Source organism: Frankia sp. CcMO1 (assembly GCF_977945845.1).
The window spans coordinates 1-7,960 of record NZ_CDWTMG010000228.1; the positions used below are offsets into that span (position 1 = coordinate 1).

Below are 7,960 nucleotides of genomic sequence, written 5' to 3' on the forward strand. Positions count from 1 at the left end.
GGCCACCACCGGGCCGAGCGCCGCGGGGGGTTCCGCGGGGACCGGGCGCCCGCGGCGGACCGAGGGCGACGAGCTGGTGGTCGGGCGCAACGCGGTGGTCGAGGCGCTGCGGGCCGGGGTGCCGTCGTCGACCCTTTTCATCGCCGGCGGGCTGGACTTCGACGAGCGGCTCGCCGACGCCCGCCGACTCGCCGGGCGGGCCGGGATCGCCGTGGCCGACGTCGGCCGCACGGATCTCGACCGGATGTGTGGCACCGCTCCGCATCAGGGTCTCGTCCTCGTGGTACCGCCGTTCCGGTATGCCCATCCGGATGATCTCCTCGCCCGCGCGCGCTCGTCCCCCCCCGGTCTGCTGCTGGCGCTGGACGGGGTCACCGATCCCCGCAACCTCGGGGCTGTGGTGCGCTCGGCCGCCGCCTTCGGTGCCCATGGCGTCGTCGTTCCGGAGCGTAGGGCCGCCGGCATGACCGCCGCGGCCTGGAAGACCTCGGCGGGGGCCGCCGCCCGGCTGCCGGTGGCGCGCGCCACCAACCTGGCCCGCACGCTCGTCTCCTACGCGGCGGGCGGCCAGTTCGTCGTCGGTCTGGCCGTGGGCGGCGAGGTGAGCATCGACGAGCTCACGATGGCGACCGACCCACTCGTCCTGGTGATCGGCTCCGAGGGACGCGGGTTGTCCAGGCTGGTCGAGCATCGCTGCGACGTGAGGGTCCGGATCCCCATGGCGGGTGCGGTGGAGTCCCTCAACGCGGGGGTGGCCGCTGGGATCACGCTGGCCGAGATCGCCCGCCGCCGTCGGATCGGCTGAGCCGGCCGATCGGTGGGTCCGCCGGGTCTCCGCCGCCGGGCGGGGCTGCGGAAGTTGACCTGGCCGGCTTCGCCGTGACCGGGAAACCGTGACCGGGAAACGTAGCGCGCAGCCCCGTGTCCCGGAGGGGACACGGGGCTGCTGGCCGCGCGCCGATCAGTACCGGCCGGGCGCGGACAGTGAAAGCTGGCGCGGGAAGTCGGGCAGCTCAGATCTTGTGACCCCAGCACGGCTTCGATGCGTACCAGGGGCTCGTCCCCTGCTGGGCGTACAGGATGCGGGCGCGGTGCCACTGCTCGGCGACGCTGGCGTGCTGCGGCAGACCCTTGCCGCCGACCCCGCGCCAAGTGCTGGGCAGGAACTGGAACAGCCCGCCGGCGCCGATGGAGTTGACCACGCGCGGGTTTCCCCCGGACTCACACGGAATCACCTTGGAGAGGAAGCGGTCGGCATTCGTCGACGCGCTGGCCGGCTGGGACAGCGCGAGGCCACCGCCGATCGAGGCCGTGAGAGTGGTGGCGGCGATCAAGGCCCGGGAACCGAGCCTGATGCGGTTGAGGCCACGAGCGAGCGAACGAGCGTTGGACATTGAGTTGCCCTTCCCCACGCCTGCGAGGTGAGCTGTCGGGTTCGGGCTGGGAATGCCCGGCCGCGCATCGCGGCTTCACCCCGAGAACGCCTTTTCGTGGCGCCCGGAATTGGTTCCCCCGCTCCTGCCGAAGGTTTGATTCTCGTCGAGCGGGGGCAGGATTCGGCGTGCCGCCCGACGCATGCCATCAGGTGACGGCACGGCAATGAACATAGCTGAGAGCGACCCAGGAAAAACAAGAGTACGTGAGGATGAACACAGTGCATCCTGTTTACTTGTCCCGATCTTTTTAATGGTGTTTCGTGCCCGCGTGCGCGCCCGATTCTAGAGGTTGTCCAGCGGGCTGGAAATCCCTAGTCCGTAGCTGGGTCGTCACGTTGACGGTAAACAATACGCGGTGCGTGGAGAAACTGTTCCGCCGTGTGGTGATCAAGCCTCCGCTACCCGCTGCCGGCAATCTCTAACCAGGATCTGGAAAAATCTGTGCCGGCGTTCCGGCGGGCCCGCACCTATCGCCCGCTTTCCGGACTATACGGCACGAGGGAATCATGTCATATGTCGGATCTACCAGTCGGTGCCGGACACCCGGTCCCGGCGCTGCGTCGCCGCCAGCCGCCAGCCGCCAGCCGTCATGCCGCCCGCGAGGCGGGTGCGTTCGGGTCGGTCAGCGGTTGTAGGACCAGGCCGAGCCGGTACCCCGGTACTGCTCCACCGGGATCGGTGTGGTTCCGGCCCGCATCCGATCCGTGTAGAGCTGACCGTGCAGGTGGTCGATCTCGTGGGCGACAAGCCGCGCCAGCCCCTGCCGATAGACGGTGATGTGCCGGTTGCCGTCGATATCGGTGTGTTCGACGTGCAGCTCCAGCGGCCGGGGGACGAGGCCACGAACGTCAAAGAAGCTCAGGCAGCCCTCGTACTGCTCGTCGGTCTCCCGGGAGGTTTCGATGACGCTGGGGTTGAGCAGCGTGAGCGTGTCGCCGCCCGGGGTACGCACGATCGCCGCGGCGCGGTTGATGCCGACCTGCGGCGCGGCGATGCCCATGCCCTTGCCGAAGGTGTGCAGGGCGGATACCCGTTCGAGGGCGGAGGACAGCTCGGCGACGACCCGACGCGCGTCCTCGGCCTCGTCGGGCAGGGCGAACGGGCGGGCCGACTGCCGCAGGATCGCCTCACCCTCCTGCACGATGCCAACGGCCGCCATCTGATCGCTGGGACGTGTTCCGGTCTCCGCGGCCGGATCACGTTCCGGCACGGTGGCCCGGAAGTTCCATTCCAGTCGGTAGCGGGCGTGCAGCGGCGGCTCGGTGGTCGACCAGGTGAAGATCCGCCGGTCGCCGGAGTCGGTGCGGGCGATTGCGGTCCGGAACGGGAAGGCATCGGCGGTCATCGACGTCTCCATGCCCCAGACCACGGGATCCAGCTCGGCCGGAAAGTCCAGCTGCACCGAGAGGAAACTCGTCGGTACCCGCACGGCACGCTGGAACCACGGCCCCCACTTCTCCCTGCTCACCTGGTAGCTGTAGTTGATCCATGCCGATTCGCCGGGATAGAGCGGAAATCGCCCTCGACTGTTCTCGAAGAGCAGCCAGACCTCCTTGAGCGCGTCCCAGTCGGTCTTGACCTGCCAGGCCATCTGCTCGCCGCCGCAGTGTGCGCTGAGCTGGAGGTCCTCCCAGCGCAGTGGATCGGATCGGTACAACCGCGCGGAGCGTTCCGGATCTCCCGGGAACCGGTCAACCGATATCCGCATCAGATACCGGGTGACCGGTTCGCTGCCGGCGTTGAGAAGACGTCTTCGCTGGTGGGCGACGTACATGCTGTCGTCGTAGTCGTAGCGGAGTTCGGCCCGGTCCTCCTCGACGACCAGGCCCCCCGGTCCGGGGGGACCCGGCCCGGGCTCTCGGCGACGACGGGCCCGGGGGCCGGGGCCGGGTCGACGGAGGGGGTCGCGACGTGGGCCACCGGCGTCGGGCCGGGTCCGGCCGGAACCGTCGGCGGCCCGGGCGGCTCGCGCACGTCCCGTGCCGCCTCCCACGGCCGTGCGGCCAGGTGGAAATAACTACCCGGGATACGCAGCGCGTCGGCGATGCGTTCGATCAGGGAGAGCCGGGCGATGCGGTCCTCGCCCTGCATGATCCGGCTGACTCTGCTCTGGCTGAGCCCTTCCACCGGCGAGGCGATGCGATTCTGACTGGCACCGTCATATTTCTTCATCAGCCGGAACACCGCGCGGAAGTCTCGCGTCGCACACGCCGCCCGGAAGTTCTCCCGGGCCAGCAGCTTGGGCGATACCCGGTAAGGTCCAGATTCGTACGACATCGAAACGGCCTTCCATGTCGGTACGGTCGGTGAAGGCCGGAGTGAAATCGGGCGATCAGTCCTCCGTCAGTCGACACATCAGGATAACGACGCCATGCCAAACGGGCACAGATGTTCGGCTGAATGCTCGACTGTCGGATATCCGACAGCACGGGCTCGGCGGTTTCCCGGGTCTTCCCGGGTCTTCGCGGTGTATGGCGGATGTCGTGTCTGACTCCTTGCGGACAGCGACGGCTGCTGGTGGCGTGCTGTCGCCGCTGGCCGGGGTGATGTCACGGACGCCACCTAGGAGCCGGGCCGTAGATAGGTGAAGTCTTCCCCTCCAGCGCCCGGTTGCCTGTGGCGCAGACGACGACATCCGCGCGGCCCATACGAGAAAGGCATGCCTGACTGACGTTTCCGGATCCCGGTCGCCCGCGTCAGTCTTGGCGGCAGGCCGGTCCCGCCCCGCGTCGAGCCGCGACCTCCGCCGGGCGGGGCCGGCGTGACGGCGAGCCGCAGCCGGGCGTGACGCCCGAGACCTCCGGGAGGGGTCCGTGGACAGGTGGCCCTGCCCTGCCCAAGCAGGGCCACCCTCGGCCTTTGCCCGAGTCCGGGGAGCCCGCCGAACCGACGGGCCCGGCCGCGCTTGAGCCGACCGTCGCGACCACACCCCGGGGATTCGACCGCTGGGCGGTCACGGTGGCGGCCGGTTCCGACCCGAGGGGGAGGCCTTCCGCGCAGTCGGGCGCATGCCCGCGCCGCTCCTCCGTTACAGGATTTCGATCACAGCGAGGTGCGGAACGGACCAGTCACCTCGTAGGTGATGCCGCCGCTGCTGGAACCCGAGGTGCCGCGCTGGGAGGAGAAGTACAGCCGGTTACCAGCCGGGTTGAACGCCGGTCCGGTGATCTCCGAGGAGCTCTGGCCAGTGATGCGCAGGAAGGGGGCAACGATGTCGCCGGGGGTGATGATGCAGATCTCCATGTTGCCGCCGTCCTCGGCGACGTAGAGGTCACCGACGGCGGCGACGGTGATGTTGTCGACACCGGTCAGCGGGGCGCCGGAGACGTTGTCGTCGTAGACGATCGCCAGGGTGTTGGCCGCCGCGTCGTAGGCCCACACCCGGTTGTCGCCCTTGGTGGTGAAGTAGCACTTGCCGGCCGAGTACCAGGCGCCCTCGCCGCCGTTGAACAGCTTGGCGCCCGAGACCTGGTCGCGGGTGGGTGTGGGGCTGCCGTCGGGGTCGGGCACGTTTGCCCAAGACAGCACGCCGGAGACCTCCTTGAGTACCTGCAGGGTGCCGGAAGACAGGTTGCCCCAGGTGGTGGGCACAAACCGGTAGAAACACCCGTCGGACGCGTCCTCGGTCAGGTAGATCATCTTCCGGTCCGGGTCGGCGGCAGCAGCCTCATGGTTGAATCGGCCCATCGCGGCCCGCCGGACAGCCGCGTTGACCCCCCCACGGGTCGGTCTCGTACACGTAGCCGGTGCTGGTCTCCTCACACGACAGCCAGGTGTTCCACGGGGTGGTCCCGCCCGCGCAGTTGCGGTTGGTGCCGGACAGGATGCTGTAGGCGCCAATGATGTTGGCGTTGCTGTTGAACTTCACGGCACTCACGCCGCCGCCGCTGCCTACCTCGGCGTTGGACACATAGATCCAGCCCGTGCCGTTGGCGAAGCAGGCGCCGCCGTCCGGGGCCCTGTGCCAGGTGTAGCTGGTGCCCGACACGGTCTGGGTGGATCGGGCGATCACCCGGCTGGTGAAGCCTGACGGCAACATGATTCCGTTGGCGTCGGCTGACTGCAGCGGCCCGTAGGGGCTGTTACCCGGTACCGCGCCGGGTAGGCCACGGCCGCTGCGCGCCACAGCGAGCCACTGAAGGCCGCCGCGCCGACGCTAACAAGACCGGTCCGAAGGAGAGTTCGACGATCCATTCCTGCTCCCATCTCCACGTGAGGATGCCGCGCTCGCCCGAGCGTCTCCGCCCGAGCCGCAGTATTCCGTGCCGCCGGCAATCTAACGTACGGTGAGAAAATACGACAGAATCGTGGCGTGAACATTGTGAAACCGGCTGGACAACAATATCAACGTAGAGTCAAGATCGACCCGGTAATTATTCGAGCTGAAATCTTACCCAATGTTCGATGTAATTCGGATGTTGCGGTGGGGGCTGGCCTTGTGCGGTCGCGTCGGAGAGGGCGCTGGTTACTCACGTGGAACGGGTCGACGACCAGGCGGGCGTGCGGCAGAGTCCCAGCGAGGCCTGGCGATCCGTTCAGCCCTCGCCGGTGAAGTGCAGGGTGACGCGATGCCGGTCCGACGGCCAGGCGGGCACCTGGAGAACGTCCCGGTGGGCCGTTTTTCCCCGCGGCTTCATCGCGACTTCGACCGAACGCTCACCCGCCGGGATGAACACATCTACGCCGGTAATGAAGCCGATCCCGAAATACGCCGGAATCGGCATCATGAGGTGGGTGACGCCATCGGAATTCTGGTCGAACAGGTAGACGCCCAGGGCCATTTTGAACCGGGGTGCGTTGGCGGCATTCAGCACGTTCTTCCCATCGATGCTGAGGACGTCGTCGGCGTCCCCCTGGTCCCCCCACCATTCGAGCGAGCGTTCGACGACCAGGCCGGTGTGCCCGGGACCGGTCTCCATCCCGCCGCCGATCTCCTTGCCCGGCTGGCTTGTCAGCAGGCGTACGAGGTGATCGTCGCGGCGGAACGGCTGGTAGTAGAAGTGGTGGTCGGGTTCCCCGCCGCGTACGATTACGAACTCGTAGGTGGAGGCGCCGTCACCCCGGAACGGACCCCAGGATCCGTCGCCGGAGAGGTGGAAATAACCTTTGAGGCTGTTCGCCCCCCGCCGGCCCGTCCGTGGGTCGACCCGGTGAACCTCCAGTCTGGCGTCCCGCACACCGACATTCATCGGATAGAGCAGGGCTCGGCCGGAGATCTCGATCGGGCCCTGCTTCGGCACCACGCCGGTCGTGTGCGGAGTGGTTCCGGTGAGGAACCGGTACATCTCCCTGAAGGTGGCCGCCGAGGTCAGGAGTTGGGCGCGGTCCTGGTCGACGAACCGCACGTTGGCGGCCCCCTCGACGCGCCGGGTCGGATCGTTCTCGCCCCAGACCGCCAGGGTGGGCACCCCGGCCGGGGGTCTGCGCGAGCGAGCCTCCGACAGTGACGTAGTGCGCGACCCGGTTCGCCCGGTCGGACGAGCTGGTCAGGTACCGCTCGCTCAACGCGGCGCCCTCGAGATGTGCCACCAGATCGAGCTTCTTCGCCCCGGTCGCCTTGAGGACACTGGCGATCTTCGCATCGAGGTTCGGGAGGACCTCCTTGACGGGGTTGGCCGAGGACGACGCGTCGTAGTCGAAGGCCTCGACGTGGTCGACGGGATAGCCGTTTGCGGTGAATCGTTGCGCCGGTGTCTCGAAGAGGCTGCCCGACCCGAGGCTGCCGTGCACGAACAGGATCGGGAGGCGAGAGGCATCCGGGGCGGCGTCCGCGGCGTCCGCCAGCTCCCGCGCGAGCGCCGGGGAGCGTCCTGCGCCGGGCTCCGTGCCGCCACTGCCGGAACAGGCGACCGCCAGTCCGGCGATGGCAAGCGCGTTCAGCAGGTGGAAGCAACGGCGGCGAGCCACTCGACGTCCCTTTCCCTCGGGATATCCGACGGCCACGCACCGGGCCACCGTCAGCATTTCTCCGGTCGGTTACACTTCGGTAACGGCGCACCACTGGATCGGACGTTCTCCGCGTCCGACGCATCTCTGGCCAGAGCACAGTACATCGGGCCAGCGCACAGGACGGCCAGGCCCGCGTGAGCTTCGGTGCGGACGCGGCCGTGCCCCTGGTCAAAAACAAGGTGCGGGCCCGGCCAGTCGCCTGTCATCATCTCGGCGTGGACAGCGCGGCCGGCGGGGTTCCGCATCAGGAGGTGCGGTCGCCTGGCATCGGTTCCCGGGGCACCGGTCAAAACGGCACCGGCCCGGACGGCACCGGCCCGGACGGTGTCGGCACCGCCGTGGACAACCTCGTTTCCCGCCGGGTGGAGCGGCAGGCCGCCCTGCGTTCCTATCTGCGTTTCGTCGCGACCTTCAAGGGGCCGGCTCTCCTGGTCGTCGGTGTCTTCGTCCTGTCCAACAGCCTGCTCGCCGTGATACCGGTCTTCATCGGCCTTTTCGTGCAGGCTCTCGCCGCCGCCCCGGTACAGACCCACGACGCGTACCTGTACGCCGGCGTCCTTCTCGCATGCAACATC

General features: G+C 68.4%; 5 protein-coding genes, 3 pseudogenes and 1 riboswitch. Of the genes and pseudogenes, 2 read left to right on the forward strand and 6 right to left on the reverse strand.

Annotated features, from left to right (window positions below):
- Nucleotides 1–805 (forward strand): 23S rRNA (guanosine(2251)-2'-O)-methyltransferase RlmB (gene rlmB, locus AC08OU_RS20125; RefSeq protein ID WP_476605551.1); only part of this gene is annotated, 805 nt, incomplete at its 5' end.
- Between the two features lie 208 nt (nucleotides 806–1,013).
- Here the strand turns inward: rlmB and AC08OU_RS20130 are convergent.
- The 6 genes and pseudogenes from AC08OU_RS20130 to AC08OU_RS20155 all read right to left on the reverse strand — a co-directional run.
- A complete protein-coding gene (locus AC08OU_RS20130; protein WP_462187288.1) occupies nucleotides 1,014–1,394 on the reverse strand; it encodes a transglycosylase family protein in 381 nt (126 codons plus the stop codon).
- Nucleotides 1,395–1,396: 2 nt separating this feature from the next.
- Nucleotides 1,397–1,572, reverse strand: a riboswitch (cyclic di-AMP (ydaO/yuaA leader).
- A 486-nt stretch (nucleotides 1,573–2,058) separates the two neighbouring features.
- Nucleotides 2,059–3,210 (reverse strand): peptide deformylase, encoded by a 1,152-nt coding sequence (locus AC08OU_RS20135; protein WP_476605552.1) that lies wholly within the window; start codon nucleotides 3,208–3,210, stop codon nucleotides 2,059–2,061.
- Nucleotides 3,144–3,713: a helix-turn-helix domain-containing protein gene (locus AC08OU_RS20140; RefSeq protein WP_476601626.1), complete on the reverse strand. Its 570-nt coding sequence runs from the start codon at nucleotides 3,711–3,713 to the stop codon at nucleotides 3,144–3,146. The genes AC08OU_RS20135 and AC08OU_RS20140 overlap by 67 nt, the downstream gene beginning before the upstream one ends.
- Nucleotides 3,714–4,478: 765 nt before the next feature.
- A pseudogene (locus tag AC08OU_RS20145) lies at nucleotides 4,479–5,630 on the reverse strand (alkaline phosphatase PhoX).
- Nucleotides 5,631–5,971: 341 nt separating this feature from the next.
- Nucleotides 5,972–6,844, reverse strand: coding sequence for a hypothetical protein (locus AC08OU_RS20150; protein ID WP_476601627.1), 873 nt, complete (start codon nucleotides 6,842–6,844; stop codon nucleotides 5,972–5,974).
- Between the two features lie 139 nt (nucleotides 6,845–6,983).
- A pseudogene (locus tag AC08OU_RS20155) lies at nucleotides 6,984–7,400 on the reverse strand (esterase/lipase family protein); the annotation flags it as partial.
- A gap of 119 nt (nucleotides 7,401–7,519) precedes the next feature.
- Here AC08OU_RS20155 and AC08OU_RS20160 point away from each other — a divergent pair.
- Nucleotides 7,520–7,960, forward strand: a pseudogene (locus AC08OU_RS20160) (hypothetical protein); the annotation flags it as partial.

Excerpts from the sequence above, each read along its gene's own strand:
- AC08OU_RS20135 (WP_476605552.1), bottom strand. The coding sequence starts at position 3,210 with ATGTACGTCGCCCACCAGCGAAGACGTCTTCTCAACGCCGGCAGCGAA.
- AC08OU_RS20140 (WP_476601626.1), bottom strand. The coding sequence starts at position 3,713 with ATGTCGTACGAATCTGGACCTTACCGGGTATCGCCCAAGCTGCTGGCC.
- AC08OU_RS20130 (WP_462187288.1), bottom strand. The coding sequence starts at position 1,394 with ATGTCCAACGCTCGTTCGCTCGCTCGTGGCCTCAACCGCATCAGGCTC.